The sequence below is a fragment of the Rahnella variigena genome, from assembly GCF_003610915.1.
Lineage (GTDB): Bacteria > Pseudomonadota > Gammaproteobacteria > Enterobacterales > Enterobacteriaceae > Rahnella > Rahnella variigena.
Genome location: NZ_NSDJ01000001.1, coordinates 1,765,204 through 1,779,413 on the forward strand (window position 1 = coordinate 1,765,204; position 14,210 = coordinate 1,779,413).

The 14,210-nt window shown below is 53.9% G+C and carries 14 protein-coding genes and 1 pseudogene; 13 read left to right on the forward strand and 2 right to left on the reverse strand.

The window, feature by feature from the left end; all coding sequences use genetic code 11:
* The first annotated feature begins 129 nt into the window (after nt 1-129).
* From CKQ54_RS08060 to CKQ54_RS25650, 12 genes and pseudogenes are all read left to right on the forward strand, one after another.
* The gene (locus CKQ54_RS08060; RefSeq protein ID WP_113878380.1) at nt 130-873 is read left to right on the forward strand and encodes an SDR family oxidoreductase; all 744 of its coding nucleotides are present in this window, start codon (nt 130-132) and stop codon (nt 871-873) included.
* A gap of 331 nt (nt 874-1,204) precedes the next feature.
* Nucleotides 1,205-2,062 (forward strand): DeoR/GlpR family DNA-binding transcription regulator, encoded by an 858-nt coding sequence (locus CKQ54_RS08065; RefSeq protein ID WP_112288408.1) that lies wholly within the window; start codon nt 1,205-1,207, stop codon nt 2,060-2,062.
* Nucleotides 2,063-2,080: 18 nt separating this feature from the next.
* Complete coding sequence (locus CKQ54_RS08070) at nt 2,081-3,067, forward strand: substrate-binding domain-containing protein (protein ID WP_425272784.1); 987 nt, start codon at nt 2,081-2,083, stop codon at nt 3,065-3,067.
* Nucleotides 3,068-3,069: 2 nt separating this feature from the next.
* Nucleotides 3,070-4,602: a sugar ABC transporter ATP-binding protein gene (locus CKQ54_RS08075; RefSeq protein WP_120160942.1), complete on the forward strand. Its 1,533-nt coding sequence runs from the start codon at nt 3,070-3,072 to the stop codon at nt 4,600-4,602.
* Nucleotides 4,595-5,584, forward strand: coding sequence for an ABC transporter permease (locus CKQ54_RS08080; protein ID WP_120160940.1), 990 nt, complete (start codon nt 4,595-4,597; stop codon nt 5,582-5,584). Before CKQ54_RS08075 ends, CKQ54_RS08080 begins: the two co-directional genes overlap by 8 nt.
* 11 nt (nt 5,585-5,595) lie before the next feature.
* The gene (locus CKQ54_RS08085) at nt 5,596-6,681 is read left to right on the forward strand and encodes an ABC transporter permease (RefSeq protein ID WP_120160938.1); all 1,086 of its coding nucleotides are present in this window, start codon (nt 5,596-5,598) and stop codon (nt 6,679-6,681) included.
* Nucleotides 6,682-6,719: 38 nt separating this feature from the next.
* Nucleotides 6,720-7,400: a D-allulose 6-phosphate 3-epimerase gene (gene alsE / locus CKQ54_RS08090; protein ID WP_013576774.1), complete on the forward strand. Its 681-nt coding sequence runs from the start codon at nt 6,720-6,722 to the stop codon at nt 7,398-7,400.
* Between the two features lie 15 nt (nt 7,401-7,415).
* Entirely contained in the window at nt 7,416-8,360 is a 945-nt protein-coding gene (alsK, locus tag CKQ54_RS08095) for an allose kinase (protein ID WP_120160937.1), read from the forward strand.
* On the forward strand, nt 8,357-9,289 hold the full coding sequence (rbsK, locus tag CKQ54_RS08100) for a ribokinase (protein WP_120160935.1): 933 nt from the start codon (nt 8,357-8,359) through the stop codon (nt 9,287-9,289). Before alsK ends, rbsK begins: the two co-directional genes overlap by 4 nt.
* A 501-nt stretch (nt 9,290-9,790) precedes the next feature.
* A complete protein-coding gene (locus CKQ54_RS08105; protein WP_120160933.1) occupies nt 9,791-10,111 on the forward strand; it encodes a hypothetical protein in 321 nt (106 codons plus the stop codon).
* A gap of 261 nt (nt 10,112-10,372) precedes the next feature.
* The gene (locus CKQ54_RS08110; RefSeq protein ID WP_120160932.1) at nt 10,373-10,774 is read left to right on the forward strand and encodes a hypothetical protein; all 402 of its coding nucleotides are present in this window, start codon (nt 10,373-10,375) and stop codon (nt 10,772-10,774) included.
* A 275-nt stretch (nt 10,775-11,049) separates the two neighbouring features.
* Nucleotides 11,050-11,157, forward strand: a pseudogene (locus tag CKQ54_RS25650) (carbohydrate ABC transporter permease); the annotation flags it as partial.
* An 86-nt stretch (nt 11,158-11,243) separates the two neighbouring features.
* Here CKQ54_RS25650 and CKQ54_RS08120 read toward each other — a convergent pair.
* Nucleotides 11,244-11,852, reverse strand: a complete 609-nt coding sequence (locus tag CKQ54_RS08120; RefSeq protein WP_120160930.1) for an HD domain-containing protein — start codon at nt 11,850-11,852, stop codon at nt 11,244-11,246.
* Between the two features lie 339 nt (nt 11,853-12,191).
* Here CKQ54_RS08120 and trhA point away from each other — a divergent pair, with 339 nt between their 5' ends.
* Nucleotides 12,192-12,842, forward strand: a complete 651-nt coding sequence (trhA, locus tag CKQ54_RS08125; RefSeq protein WP_120160928.1) for a PAQR family membrane homeostasis protein TrhA — start codon at nt 12,192-12,194, stop codon at nt 12,840-12,842.
* Nucleotides 12,843-12,903: 61 nt separating this feature from the next.
* Here trhA and CKQ54_RS08130 read toward each other — a convergent pair whose 3' ends face one another.
* The gene (locus CKQ54_RS08130) at nt 12,904-14,208 is read right to left on the reverse strand and encodes a lysine N(6)-hydroxylase/L-ornithine N(5)-oxygenase family protein (RefSeq protein ID WP_120160926.1); all 1,305 of its coding nucleotides are present in this window, start codon (nt 14,206-14,208) and stop codon (nt 12,904-12,906) included.
* Nucleotides 14,209-14,210: the final 2 nt, after the last annotated feature.

The window sequence follows — 14,210 nt, forward strand, 5'->3', positions numbered from 1 at the left end:
TATTAAGGTAAGAATCCAAAAATTAAAGTTTGCTTTGTCAAAGTGTTAGTCCTTAAAACCCCCTCCCAACCTCCTCCTTCGCAGGGGGAGGTGTAAGCACTTTGCTCACTTCCCCCACTGGAGTATTCAATGAAAATCGCTCTCGTCACCGGCGCCAGCCGCGGCATTGGCCGTGCAACGGCTCTTCTTCTTGCGCAGCAGGGTTACGCCGTCGGTGTAAATTACCTGAATAACGAAACCGCAGCACAATCTGTTATCGATGAAATCCATCAGGCTGGTGGCAAAGCAATTGCGCTGAAGGCTGATATTGCCGATGAAGCGCAGGTTGTCGCGATGTTCAAACAGCTCAGCGCCGAACTCGGCCCGATCACCGCGCTGGTGAATAATGCCGGGATTTTGTTCCAGCAGACCACCATTGAAAATCTCTCCGCCGAACGTATCAATAAAGTCCTGTCTACTAACGTGACCGGGTATTTCCTGTGCTGCCGAGAGGCGGTGAAAATCATGTCGCATAGGCATGGCGGAAAGGGCGGGGCAATTGTGAATGTGTCCTCAGCGGCTTCCCGTCTGGGCGCACCGGGCGAATATGTCGATTACGCGGCATCGAAAGGCGCGGTGGATACCCTGACCACCGGTCTGGCGCTGGAAGTGGCGGCTTACGGTATTCGCGTAAACTGCGTGCGTCCCGGCCTGATTTATACCGAAATGCATGCCAGCGGCGGAGAGCCGGGGCGTGTCGATCGCGTGAAAGCCAATCTGCCGATGCAGCGCGGCGGTCAGCCGGAAGAAGTCGCACAGGCAATTTCCTGGCTGCTGTCGGATTCCGCCTCTTACGCCACCGGCAGCTTTCTCGAGCTGGCAGGCGGCAGGTAATCAGAATCAGTCACCGATAACGGGGATCACTCCCCGTTCACTCCCCTTAAACGGTCAACTCCACACAATCGGTCATTAACGGTCATCAGATTGCGCGAGGAATTGTGACCGTTTGCAAATCTGTTGCTGTCTTGTTGCAACGCAAATGACGATTTAATGCCGTTCCCGCCACAGATCCAAACTTTAACATTTCATCTTTTCTCACCTTTTCGTGACAACTATCACAGGACGATTGTGGCAAAAAATGCGCACATTCGCCTTTGAGGCACTGCGCATTCCGTAAATACCCGGCTGCGTATCCTATTTGACATCGGGAAAGAGGAATCACCACATGCTGCCAGTAGAGCGACATCGTTATATCACCGAAATTCTCAGCCAGCGCGGACGCATCCTGGTACAGGAAGTGGCGCAGTTATGTCGCATCTCGCTGGAAACCGCGCGGCGGGATCTGGCGCTGCTGGAAAAGCGTGGCGTGCTGTTACGCAGCCACGGCGGCGCGGTGTTTATGGAGCATTCGGCGGGCGAAAAAACCTATGTGCCTTCGCAGATTGAACAGGGTGAATCCTTCCGTGACCGCAGTAATCAGTCGCCGGACAGTAAAACGCGCATCGCCAAACGGGCGTTACAGCTAATCAATCCCGGCGATTGCCTGCTGCTCGACAGCAGTTCCAGCAGCTGGTTTCTGGCGCGTCAGTTGCCCGATATTCAGCTGGTGGTGCTGACCAACTCGGTTCACATCATCCAGACGCTGGCGGTGAAAGCTAACGTGCGGGTGATCGGACTGGGCGGTGAATACTCGGCGAAATACGAAGATTTCGTCGGCGTACTGGCCGAGCAAATGCTGAAAGAGTTCGTCATCAACAAACTGTTTTTCTCCTGTCACGGCATCAGTCACGAAGGCGGCATCCGTGAAAGTAACGAGCATCATGCGCGGCTGAAACAGCAAATGCTGCTTTCCTCCGAGCACAAAATTTTGCTGGCTGACTCCAGCAAATTCGGCCGCCGCTCCTTTGCGCGGATCTGCCACTACCGGGAAATCGACACACTGATAACAGACCATCTGGAGGATGAAGAATTCCGCCAGGAACTGGCCTGGAGCAACGTTAACGTGATTGAAGTTTCTCCGTCACCCCTACAGAAAAAAACTAAAAACAGCCGCAACGGCCCGTTAGCTGCGGCACATAACTGACCTACCAGGAGAGTAAACATGATCAAGAAATCCGTTCTTGCCTGCCTGTTCGCCACAGCCATGTTGTCCCTGTCTGCGCACGCCGCCGACAAAATCCGCATGGGTGTGGTGGTGAAAGTCGGCGGTAACGCCTGGTTCAACGCGATGGAAGCCGGGATCAAAAGCGAAGCGGCCAAACGCGGGATCGACGCGTGGCAGGTCGGGCCGACCAGCGCGGATCCGGCGTTGCAGGTGCGTGCGATTGAAGATCTGATCGCCCAGAAAGTGGATGTGATCGGCGTAGTGCCGAACGATGCCCGCGTGCTGGAGCCGGTACTGAAACGCGCCCACGACGCCGGGATCAAAGTCATCGTGCATGAATCACCGGATCAGAAATATGCCGACTGGGATTTCGAAATGGTCGACGCCACGCAGCACGGCATTAACCACATGGTCGCGCTGGCGCAGTGTATGAAAGAGAAAGGTGATTACGCGGTATACGTCGGAAGTCTTACCGTGCCACTGCATCAGAAATGGGCCGATGCCGCCATCAATTACCAGAAAGAACACTATCCGAATATGCATCTGGTCGGCGACAAATTTGGCGTGGGTGAATCGCTGGATGACAGCATCCGTACCACCAACGACCTGATGTCCAAAGACGCCAACCTGAGAGGCATTCTGGCTATCGGTTCACAAGGCCCGATTGGCGCAGGTCGCGCGGTGCTTAACCGTGGCAAAACTGACGACATCTGCGTGTTCGGGCCATTCAGTCCGGGTCAGGGCGCCAGTCTGGTGAAAGCCGGCGCCATCAAAGGCGGCTTTATCTGGAACCCGATGGTCGCCGGTGAAGTCTTTGTGCGCATCGCCGAGAAGCTGGAGAAAGGCGAAAAAATCACTGACGGCATGACTATTGAAGGCATGGGCAAAGTGAAAGTCGACGAGGCAACGCGCACCATTCTGGGCAACGAAACCGAAAGCCTGGACAAAGCGAACTTGCCGAAACTGGTCAAAATGGGGCTGTAATCATGGCAATCTCCGAGATCATTCAAACAGACAGCGCGCCGCTGATTGATGTGCAAAACCTGTCGGTGACCTTTGGCGGGCAGCGTGCGCTCAACGACATTTCCCTGCGGCTGATGCAGGGCGAAGTTCACTGCCTGGCGGGCACCAACGGCTGCGGGAAAAGTACGTTGATCAAAGTGATCTCGGGGGTTTATCAGCCGGATAACGGCTGCCAGATCACGCTCAGTTCGCCCTCGCAGGGCAGCCAGAGTTTCAGCAAGCTGAGTCCGGATCAGGCGCGGCAGTTTGGCGTGCAGGTGATTTATCAGGACTTGTCGTTGTTCCCGAACCTCAGCGTGTTCGAGAACATCGCCTTCGACCACAACTTACAGGGGCTGATGGGCTGGTATCGCCCGTCACGTCTGCGGGAAACCGCACAGCGCATTCTGACTGAACTGAATTACACACTGGATCTCGACAGCAAAGTCTCGACGTTGCCGATTGCCCAGCGCCAGCAGGTGGCGATTTGCCGGGCGCTGGTCGCCGATGCGCGATTAGTGATTATGGATGAGCCGACCGCCTCGCTGACCCGAACTGAAGTGAATCAGCTGTTGCGCACTGTGCATTACCTGAAAAGCAAAGGCATCAGCGTGGTGTTCGTCAGCCATCGTCTCGATGAAGTGCTGGAAATTTCCGACAGCGTGACGGTTATCCGCGACGGTAAAAAAGTCGGGACATTCCCGGCCTCAGAAGTCAGCAGCGAACGCCTGACCGAGCTGATGACTGGCCTGAAACTCGATTACCGGCTGAAAGCCGCCAACATGAATGACGAACGCATCATGATGGAAACCGACAAACTCAGCCGCGCAGGGCAGTATCACGACGTCAGTTTCAAACTGCACGCCGGAGAAGTGCTTGGTTTATGCGGCCTGCTTGGTTCCGGCCGCACCGAACTGGCACTCAGCCTGTTTGGCATGACCAAACCGGACAGCGGCAAAATCTACCTCGACAGTAAACCGGTGCGTTTTCGCAGCCACGAAGACGCGATCAAATCCGGCGTCGGTTACGTCTCGGAAGATCGCCTGACGCTTGGCCTGATCCAGCAGCAATCCGTCGGCGACAACACTGTGCTGGCGATCATGGATCAGCTGCGCAGCCGTTTTCACCTGATCGACGAATACCGCAAAAATAAGATCATCCAGCAGTGGATCGAAAAACTCGGCGTCAAAGTCGCCAGTCCTGAACAGGCGATCTCCACGCTTTCTGGCGGCAATCAGCAAAAGATCGTGCTCGCGAAATGGGTGCTGACACAGCCGAAAATCCTGATCCTTGATTCCCCAACGGTCGGCGTCGATGTCGGCGCGAAAGCCAGCATTTATCAGCTGATCCACCAGCTGGCGGAAGAGGGGATTTCAATCCTGCTGATTTCCGATGAAGTGCCGGAAGTCTATTTCAACTGCGACCGCGTGCTGCATTTCAGTGAGGGCACGGTGGTTGGCGAATATCTGCCGGGTGCGATCACCCAGCAACAACTTGCGGAGGCGGTCAATGCTTAAGCTCAGCCGGTTACGCCCGTCCAGCAACGAAGGTTATTTAGCCTGGGTATTGCTGGTGGTGATTGTCACCTTTTCCTTACTCAGCAATCAGTTTCTGACCTTACAGAACCTGCTGGATCTGACCGAAAGCTACGCCGTCAGCGGCATCTTCGCCCTCGGCCTGTTCGTTGTGCTGGTCACCGGCGGTATCGATATTTCGTTCGCTGCCGTGGCTTCTGTCGTGCAGTACATCATCGCCACGCTGGCGATCCACTACGGCCTGAGCAGCCCGACCGGCAGCATTTTACTGGCGGTCACCATCGGCACGGTGCTGGGGATGATCAACGCCATTCTGATCTACTGCCTGCGCATTGTGTCGATCATCGTCACCATCAGTATGCAGTCGCTGCTGTTTGGCATGCTGATGTGGCTGACCAACGGCACCAGTCTGTATGACCTGCCGGAGTGGCTGACGACGCCAATCCGCGTGCTGCCGTTCAGCGTCGGCGAACAGCATTATCAGATTGGTTTGCCGGTGGTGGTGGTGCTGGCGGTCGCCGGACTGAGCTGGATCCTGCTCAACAAAACCCATCTCGGACGCCAGTTGTTTGCCGTCGGCGGCGATCAGGAATCTGCGCGCCGTATCGGTATCCGTGTCGGGTTATTGCATCTGTTTGCTTACGGATATCTCGGCGCGATGGCGGCGATTGGCGGGCTGGTGCAGGTGTATCGCGTCGGTGAGGTGGTGCCGAATGCGCTGGTCGGCGGCGAGCTGGATGTGCTTGCAGCGGCAGTACTTGGCGGTGCCAGCCTTAATGGCGGCAAAGGCAGCGTGGTCGGCACTCTGATGGGCGTGTTCCTGATTGGCGTGCTGAAAAACGGCCTCAACCTGATCGGCGTTTCCAGCTACTTCATGAACATCGTCATCGGCGTGGTGATCGTCGCGGCCATCACCGTCACCCATTACAAAAAACGCAAAGAAACCGAAGTCGGCTTCGCCTGAGGAAAACCGCTATGTACGCAAAAAGCAGAAATGTGAGTCTTAACGCGAAGCCCGATGCGCGGCCTCGCCTGAAAATCGCTTCCCTGAAAATTGATAGCACGACATTGGGATTATCGCTGTTATTGCTGGTGGTGATCATCGGCTTCAGCCTGGCGATGCCGGGGCGCTTCTTCAGTGACGCCACCTTTATGAGCGTCGCCTTCCAGCTGCCGGAACTCGGTTTACTGACGCTGGCGATGTTTATCCCGATCCTAAGCGGTGGCCTGAACCTGTGCATTATCGCCACCGCCAACCTGACCAGTTTACTGATGGCGTGGGTGTTTCTCACCTGGCTGCCACCGGATGCCAGCATGGCGATGCAGGCGGTCTGGCTGACGCTGGCATTGGTCGGCGCAATGATTCTGGCGCTGGTGATTGGCATGCTGACCGGCGCGCTGGTGGCGTATGTCGGCGCGCATCCGATTCTGGTGACGCTGGCGACCATGACCATGGTGAACGGCGTCGGCATCTACCTTTCACGCGGTGCGGCGATCAGCGGTATGCCGGATATCGTGCGCTTTATCGGCGCGGAAACCCTGCTCGGCGTGCCGGTTCCGTTAATCATCTTTCTGCTGACCGCAGCCTTAATCGCGGTGTTTTTAGAACGCACCCGCCTCGGTAAATACATCTACATGAGCGGCAGCAACATCAACGCCACCCATTTCAGCGGCGTGAATACCCACCGCGTGCTGATCGCCATCTACGTGATTTCCAGCATGTTATGTGTGATTGCCGGACTCATCATGATGGCGCGTTTCAACTCGGCGCGCATGGGCTACGGCGACTCGTATCTGCTGCTGACGGTGCTGGCCATCATTCTCGGCGGCACCGACCCCAACGGTGGCTTCGGCAAAGTCGCAGGTGTGGTGCTCTCGCTGATTGTCCTGCAGGTAATTTCCACCGGCCTGAATCTGATGAACGTCAGCCCGCATTTCAGCCTGGCGATGTGGGGCGCGGTACTGATCGTGGTGCTGGCGCTGAAATTCTTCCGCAGCCGTTATCTGCAAAAAAGGGCGGGGCGAATGAGCGCTGCCAAAGCGCGGGCGGCTCAACCTTAAACACTTTTTTAAAATTGCCTCTGACTTAGGAAAACATCATGGAATACAAAATTTCTCCGTCGCTGATGTGCATGAGCCTGATCGACATTAAACAGCAACTCGAGGTACTGAACCGCCGCGCCGACATGCTGCACATTGACATTATGGACGGGCATTACGTCAAAAATATCACGCTGTCGCCGTTCTTTATCGAGCAGATCCGCCCGCATACGCCGCTGGTTCTGGACGTGCATATGATGGTGGAAAACCCGGCTGACTTTATCGAGCCAATAGCCCTTGCCGGTGCCGATTTTATCTGTCCGCATGCAGAAACCATTAACCGCGACGCGTTCCGCATCATCAATCAGATCCGCTCGCTGGGTAAAAAAGTCGGCGTGGTGCTCAACCCCGCGACACCGGTGGAATACATCCAGCACTACATTCATCTGCTGGATAAAATCACCGTGATGACCGTCGATCCGGGCTATGCCGGTCAGCCTTTCATCCCTGAAATGCTGGGGAAAATCGCACAACTGCGTGATCTCAAACAGCAAAAAGGCTACCGCTATCTGATCGAAATCGACGGCTCCTGCAACCTGCGGACTTATCAGGATCTGATGGGCGCGGGGGCGGAAGTGCTGATCGTCGGCAGCTCCGGCCTGTTCACGCTGGACAACGATCTGGATGTTGCCTGGGACAAAATGCTCGATCAGATGCGTCAGGCGCGTCACGCAGCCTGAGGGCAGGAGAGCCGTATGCCGCACTTTCTTGGAGTGGATGTCGGGGGCACCAATACCCGTTTAATGCTGATGGACAGCCAGCAAAATTTTCGCGGCTACCACAAAACCCCGACCCAAAGCTGGGCGGGGCAGACTGACCCGTTACAGGGGCTGGAAAACCTGATCACGGCGTATTTGCAGGAACAGGATCCGCATCATCAGGTGGCGCAGGTGATGCTCGGGCTGCCGGGCGTATTGTCCCGCGATCGCCAGACCGTGCTTTCACTGCCGTTCATTTCCGCGCTGGATAATCAGCCGGTGGCGGCGCTGCTCTCGCAACGTTTACACCTGCCGGTGGCGATGGATAAAGATGTTAACCATCTGATGTGGTGGGATTTAACACAGCACAGCGCGCTGCCGGATGTTGCTGTCGGGCTGTATCTCGGCACCGGGCTGGGCAACAGTTTGTGGATCAATGGTGATTTTTACCACGGCGCGAACGGCGGTGCGGGCGAACTGGGGCACATTCCGCTGGCGGAGAATCCGCTGCTCTGTCCGTGCGGCAAAACCGGCTGCGTCGAGACGCTGACGTCCGGCAACTGGCTGACCGGCTGGGCGCGACAACATGCGCCACAAACGCCGTTCGCTGACCTGTTTGTACGTCATGCCGGGCATGTGGATTTAACTGAATTTGTGGCACGACTGGCGCGTACTGTCGCCAGTGAGATGAACATTCTGGATCCCGAATATCTGGTGCTGGGCGGTGGCGTGCTGGCGATGGAGAACTTCCCGCTGGCCGAACTGGAACAGCAGTTACGCAGCCATTTACGCAGCCCATATCCGGCGAACGGCCTGACCATTCATTTCAGCGCCGTCACCGACGAGACCGGTTGCCGTGGCGCATGTTTAGCCGCACAGCGCATTTTTCCGTCGCAGCCAGGTCTGGCCGCCGGAGCATTTTCCTTCAGGAGAGAGGCATGAACAAAGGCAAGGTATGCGTATTTGGGTCTTTCAACCTCGATATCGTGGCAGGCATGGCGCGTTTCCCCAAACCGGGAGAATCACTGATTGCGCGTAACAGTATGATGGGCGCAGGCGGTAAGGGCGCAAACCAGGCAGTCGCCGCACTGCGCGCCGGTGCGCGGGTGCATTACATCGGTAAAGTCGGCCGCGATGATTTCGGTATGTTTGCCCGCCGCCACCTCGATAGCGCCGGTTTCGATGCGGTCACGTTATTTTCCACCAGCGAATGCCCGACAGGCAACGCGTTGATTTATGTCGCCGGAGCCGATGCTGAAAACATGATTGCCGTTGATCCGGGCGCAAACCTGACGGTCACCGACGAAGAAGTTGAACAATGCCGTCCGGCCGTCGCCGCCGCTGATATCCTGCTGACACAGCTCGAAAATAACCTGCCTGCGATTGAAAAACTGATCGGCATCGCGAAGGACAACGGCACTTACATTATCCTCAACCCCGCGCCGTTCCAGCCGGTTTCTGACCATTTACTGGCTCAGGTGGATTTACTCACGCCCAACGCCACAGAATGCACGCTGCTGACCGGCATTGAAGTCTGCGATATTCCCTCCGCCGAACGCGCTGCTCACGCGCTGCATACCAAAGGGATCCAGGCGCTGATCATCACGTTGGGCACGCAGGGCGCATTGCTTTCGGTGAACGGCGAAACGCAGATTATTCAGGCCTGTCCGGCGACCCCGGTCGATACCACCGGCGCAGGCGACGCCTTTAACGGCGCACTGGCCTCCCAGCTTGCCGCCGGTGCCACACTCCCCGAAGCTGCACAATTCGCATCTGCTTATGCTTCTGTATGTGTGGAACGCGCAGGCGCAGCCGCATCAATGCCGACGTACGAAGAAGCACGGGAAAGAATGGCGGTTGTGGTGGTTTGAAGCGGGTTTTCTTTGCTCCTGCGAAAGCTGCGGATTTTCTTTACTCCTCCCCCTGCGAAGGGGGAGGTTGGGAGGGGGTTTTAAGGGCTTATACCTGCTGTCAAAGCACACTTCAACTTTTTGATTTTGCTTTAATACCCCACCCAACCCTCCCCTTCGCAGGTGAGGGAGTCGACCGGCGTTATTCCTGCGAGACATCTTCCAGATTTCAAAGCAACTTCCTGTAAATCTATCCAGCCCATTTCATTCGAAAAATGGCAGGAATATAGTCGCTTCGCTGCGGCAAAATCCGTAGCCGGACTTGGAACTCCGAACATCTGGAACTGAAAAAACTTGTGTTTTTTCAGGGGCTACGTGCACACTCAATTCGTGGCTTAGGCAGGGCAATCTTAATGGTTGGCCGGTCGCTAGATCCGGAGTTCCAAACCTGCCTGAGTCACACCTTTAGTTTGGAACCTGAAGGCGTGATGAAATTCAAAATCTAGTAATGGAATAATCATCATGACTGACATGAATACCGAAACCACCTATCCCGAAAATTCCCTCACTGTTTTCCGAGGCCTGATTGCCAATCTGGAACTGAGCCATTTCACCGATCCCCTGCTTTACTATCTGGGCGGTGTCGCATCTGAATCCGCCGAAGGGCTTTGCCAGGGTTTGCTGTGCCTGAGTGAAGGGCTGGAGAATAGCGAACTGTTGCCGCCGGAAGGCGTTTCGCAGGTTAGCGCCTATCTGAAAGCCTCCGCGCATCTGCTTCCGGCACTGTTTGAATTGTCAGAGAAGGCGGGGGTTGCGCTCGGGATAACACAAATACGGGCTTAATCTTTTGCTCCTTCCCCTCTCACGAGGGGAAGGCTGGGATGGGGTGTTGGTTTCGTGTAAACCTTAAGATAAATATAAAATATACCCCACGTGTTTTTATATGTTTTTTGTATGATTTAAGTTGATTTATTTATATTTAAAAGGTTTGTTTCTAATATCAAAGTGATTAATATCTGCGTGGTTTAAAATGTAGTTATGAGGGGCCAAACTCCCATTGGGATGATCCTAAAGACCAGACATGGATAAGAGCAGGGATTGATTATGCAAAAAGAACGGGTTTTTAGGAAAAGGTATATTTTCATCGTGTTGGTTATAGCTTTTCTGGGGTATTTAATTAAGATGGTATTAGATTTTTCACCTTATGAACAAACGATTATACGAAAGGAAAGTATTGGCGAATTTAATACCCTTTATGTGACTGAAGGTAGTGCGGGTGCAACGACGGAAAATACGTATAAATATTATCTTTATCCATCTGCAAAAACAGAGAAAGAGTTTCTGGAAAATATCAGAGATTATCCTTCTGTTCTGTTTACTTCAGATTCCGATGTTAAAATGCAATTGAAGGGAAAAAATCTTTACTTTACAGTTAAAGGAACTATTTATAGTTTTACCAATCAATCTGATTCTGTTTTTATATATCTCAATTCAACCCCATTTTAATGGGGTTATATCCGCATGTTACCGTTTAATCTGACACCCGACCTCTATTTTGTTCAGTAACAATGCTTTTTTTTGATTCAAAAATCATCATATTCCCGCCATGTAAATGACACAAACGCAGGACAGGATAGGCGCCTTATTTCAGTCAGCTACAGACAGCCTGTCTGACAGACGTCTGTCGTCGGACGCGCCGCCGTTTGTCGGTCCGCAAAACTATCTACGGCTGATCCAGGTTTCAGTCTTCTGGCGCACTGCTCAATAATGTGGCTAACATCCTGATGCGTCAGGCATTTCTCAGTATTGCCCGTGAAATCGAAGAAGCCGCGCTGATGGAAGGCTGCCGCTGGTGGCTGGTGGTATTTCAGGTGCTGATCCCGATGTCGCAGTTGATCTTGCTCCTTTCCCTTTCACTAGGGGAAGGAGCTAAAACCAGCCGGTTTTCTTCCTTGTCACAGGAAGGAGCAAAAAATCACTTCAGCCAGCCCTGCTGATGGGCGTTATCCAGATGACTGCGGATGTGCAGCCACAGTTCAGGATGAATATCGGCGATAAAGGCATTGCGTGCCAGAACCTGCTCGAGACGGATATTGTTCTCTACCCAGCTCTGACCCTGATTATTCAGGTTCATGACCATCGGCATCACGCGGTCGATCACCAGCGCAAAGCGCGCTTCAGGGGTTTCGCCCGCTTCGTATTCATTCCACAAATCCAGGAACTGCGTGCTCAGGGGCACTGGCAGCAGGCCGAACAGGCGTTTCGCTGCAATGATTTCCTGATCGTGAACCGCCGCGCGGGCAGCGAGATCGTAAACCAGCACATCACCGGCATCGATTTCGACGATGTCGTGGATCAGCGCCATGCGGATGACTTTATTGATATCAACGCCTTCCGGTGCGAAAGGGGCCAGGGACATTGCTGCCACGGCGAAATGCCAGCTGTGTTCTGCGGAGTTTTCCTGACGCTCAGTGCCTAACACTTTGGTGCGACGTTGCACGCTTTTCAGCTTGTCGATTTCCATCAGGAACTGAAAAACTTCGGTCATTGCCCCAAAATTCAGCGGGGTAGTTGCTGCAGACATACTAAAACCTTAGTCATATTGACGGCATGGTAAACGGCGTTATTTTCATTTTTCCGCTACACCTTAGTCGCTTGATATAAAAAAATCATGTTTTTGGGTGCGGAAAATTCCGCTGTAGTCTGAATGTCACTTTGGTAAATTATAAACAAAACGAATGAATTGAAGGGCTTCACGATCGAGGATGAGTGAAATGATGATCCGGCTAAGAGACTGTTACATCAGATAATACTCATTTTAAGCTTACAGATGTACACTGGAATTGTTCTCAGTTAAGCTAATTCCGTCGGAACGTTTTATAAACAATGATTTTTACTTTTTTGTCTTGAGGATCCTCAACGTATGGGTAAGTTGTCTCCATCACCACAGGGATATCCGTGGGCTGAAGAAATTGCCAACAGCCTGAGTCACGGCGTTGGTCTGGTTTTTGGGATTGTCGGGCTGGTGTTGTTGCTGGTTCAGGCAGTTGGCGATAACGCCAGCGCCATGGCAATCACCAGCTACAGTTTGTACGGCGGCAGCATGATTTTGCTGTATCTGGCCTCCACGCTGTATCACGCGATACCGCATCAGAAAGCCAAATACTGGCTGAAAAAATTTGACCACTGCGCGATTTATTTGCTGATCGCCGGAACCTACACGCCGTTCCTGCTGGTCGGGCTTAATTCCCCGCTGGCGAAAGGGCTGATGGCGGTGATCTGGGGGCTGGCGCTGTTCGGCGTGATTTTTAAACTGGCGTTTGCGCACCGCTTTGAAGTGCTTTCGCTGGTCACTTATCTGACGATGGGCTGGCTGTCGCTGATAGTGATTTATCAGCTGGCGACTACACTTTCGCTGGGTGGCGTAGCCTTACTGGCGCTGGGCGGTGTGGTATACACGCTGGGCGTTATTTTCTACGCCTCTAAACGCTTTCGTTTCGGTCACGCCATCTGGCACGGGTTCGTGCTCGGCGGCAGTGCCTGCCACTTTTTGGCCATCTATTTTTACGTCTGATTTGTTTAATGAAAGTCAGTAAAAGGAAAGCGGAGCCTGATGCTCCGCTTTTTTGTGCCTGCTATTTACCGCGCTTGCCCGCATCCGGCGTGTCCGACCACCATTGCACCAGTGAAGGCACTGGCCGCAAATCGTAGTGCGCTTCGCCCAGCAAATGATTGAGGATTTTCGCCGAGCGCCACGCGGTCAGCGTCAGTTGCCCTTCGGCGCTGCCGTGACTGTGAATCCCGGCATTCACCGCGTAAATGCGGTTCTGCTCAGGGCCGTCCCAGCGCAGGTTGAAATTCGGCTGAAGCGGCAAATGTTGTTCGTGGTCATAGGGGATGCGGTCCAGCAACGGCTCGAGATAATCCGGTAAACCGGGACGATAGCCGGTCGCCAGAATCACGATATCGGCACTGAAATGCTCTTCGCATTTTTCCAGCCCGTGTTTTGCCTGCAAACTGAAATCACCGCCCGCATGACGTACGATATGATCGAGCGCGCGGTGGGGCAATAAACGAACGTTACGCGGCTGATGCAGCACATCGAAACGGTGATACAGCTGCTTATAAATATCTTCCAGCGTGTGATAACTGATGCCATCGGAAGGCAGTTTTTGGGTGGCGATTTCCTGCTCACGTACTTCCTCCGGCAACGTATAAAAGTAATTCACATACTCCGGCGTGAAATATTCATTGGTGAAAATCGATTCATCCAGCGGCTGAAAATTCGGGCGTCGTGATATCCAGCTCAGTTCGGCAAATTCGCCCCAGTGGCCGCTCAGCGCGTTGAGAATAATGTCCGCGCCGCTTTGTCCGCCACCGACGACGGCCACGCGTTTGCCGGTGAAATCCGGTTCGCGCAGTTCAATCTCAGCCGCATGAAAACAGTTTTCGCCCAGCGCCGCCCGCGCCGGTTTTGGGATCCACGGTGCATGGCCGGTGCCGAGGCAAATATTGCGCGCACGGTGCTCGCCTGTTTTACTCTGCACGATAAATTCCTGCCGCTTGTCATCGAAATCAATGCGCTCAACCGGTTCGGAAAAATGCAGATCAGGGATGCGGTCGCACGCCCAGCGCAGATAATCGGAAAACTCATCACGGCTGATGATCAGTTGTTCCGTCGCCAGAAAGCGGTAAATTTTCTTCTGTTCCACCAGATAATTGATGAAAGAAAACTCGCTGCGCGGGGCGACGGTGGTCACCAGATCCTGCAACACATAGGTTTGCATGGTGGCTGTCGGCAGTAACATGCCGGGGTGCCAGCTGAATTCCGGATTAGCGTCAAAGAAGGCGGCGTCGAGTTTTCCGGTATCTTTTGCCATGGCGGCGAGGCTTAAATTAAAGGGACCAATACCAATACCTATCAAATCCTTCACGGGCATCT

Bases quoted from the DNA above. Each gene is read 5' to 3' on its own strand.
- CKQ54_RS08105 (WP_120160933.1), top strand. From the start codon at position 9,791: ATGACTGACATGAATACCGAAACCACCTATCCCGAAAATTCCCTCACT.
- alsE (WP_013576774.1), top strand. From the start codon at position 6,720: ATGGAATACAAAATTTCTCCGTCGCTGATGTGCATGAGCCTGATCGAC.
- CKQ54_RS08110 (WP_120160932.1), top strand. From the start codon at position 10,373: ATGCAAAAAGAACGGGTTTTTAGGAAAAGGTATATTTTCATCGTGTTG.
- CKQ54_RS08075 (WP_120160942.1), top strand. From the start codon at position 3,070: ATGGCAATCTCCGAGATCATTCAAACAGACAGCGCGCCGCTGATTGAT.
- CKQ54_RS08060 (WP_113878380.1), top strand. From the start codon at position 130: ATGAAAATCGCTCTCGTCACCGGCGCCAGCCGCGGCATTGGCCGTGCA.
- CKQ54_RS08080 (WP_120160940.1), top strand. From the start codon at position 4,595: ATGCTTAAGCTCAGCCGGTTACGCCCGTCCAGCAACGAAGGTTATTTA.
- trhA (WP_120160928.1), top strand. From the start codon at position 12,192: ATGGGTAAGTTGTCTCCATCACCACAGGGATATCCGTGGGCTGAAGAA.
- CKQ54_RS08130 (WP_120160926.1), bottom strand. From the start codon at position 14,208: ATGCCCGTGAAGGATTTGATAGGTATTGGTATTGGTCCCTTTAATTTA.
- CKQ54_RS08120 (WP_120160930.1), bottom strand. From the start codon at position 11,852: ATGTCTGCAGCAACTACCCCGCTGAATTTTGGGGCAATGACCGAAGTT.
- CKQ54_RS08070 (WP_425272784.1), top strand. From the start codon at position 2,081: ATGATCAAGAAATCCGTTCTTGCCTGCCTGTTCGCCACAGCCATGTTG.
- CKQ54_RS08085 (WP_120160938.1), top strand. From the start codon at position 5,596: ATGTACGCAAAAAGCAGAAATGTGAGTCTTAACGCGAAGCCCGATGCG.
- CKQ54_RS08065 (WP_112288408.1), top strand. From the start codon at position 1,205: ATGCTGCCAGTAGAGCGACATCGTTATATCACCGAAATTCTCAGCCAG.
- alsK (WP_120160937.1), top strand. From the start codon at position 7,416: ATGCCGCACTTTCTTGGAGTGGATGTCGGGGGCACCAATACCCGTTTA.
- rbsK (WP_120160935.1), top strand. From the start codon at position 8,357: ATGAACAAAGGCAAGGTATGCGTATTTGGGTCTTTCAACCTCGATATC.